Raw genomic sequence first — 395 nt, 5'->3', positions numbered from 1 at the left:
CCCCCCCCCCCCCCCCCCCCCCCCCCCCCCCCCCCCCCCCCCCCCCCCCCCCCCCCCCCCCCCCCCCCCCTCTTTCCACCCCCCCCCCGGAACCCGAGATTCGGTCACGGGTCTCGTGGGCTCGGAGATGTGTATAAGAGACAGGGTCTGGCTGATCTTGCCATCGGCGGGAGAGATCATGGCCTTGGGGTCGGCATCGGCCTGGCGGGCATCGGGGCGCATCGGCGCTCAGGCGTGCACGCGGTCCTGCGCTGTCTCTTATACACATCTGACGCTGCCGACGACAACGTTCGGGTGTAGTTCTCGGTGGGCGCCGGAGCGTTGGAGAGGGGGGGGGGGGGGGGGGGGGGGGGGGGGGGGGGGGGGGGGGGGGGGGGGGGGGGGGGGGGGGGGGG

The 395-nt window shown here is 76.7% G+C and carries 1 protein-coding gene; it reads left to right on the top strand.

The window, feature by feature from the left end; all coding sequences use genetic code 11:
• The first annotated feature begins 129 nt into the window (after positions 1–129).
• Complete coding sequence (locus JHD67_RS21590) at positions 130–300, top strand: hypothetical protein (protein WP_199101187.1); 171 nt, start codon at positions 130–132, stop codon at positions 298–300.
• The last annotated feature ends 95 nt before the right edge of the window (positions 301–395 follow it).

The sequence above is a fragment of the Dyella sp. ASV21 genome (genome assembly GCF_016428975.1).
GTDB lineage: Bacteria > Pseudomonadota > Gammaproteobacteria > Xanthomonadales > Rhodanobacteraceae > Dyella.
This window is presented reverse-complemented; position numbering and strand designations above follow the sequence as displayed.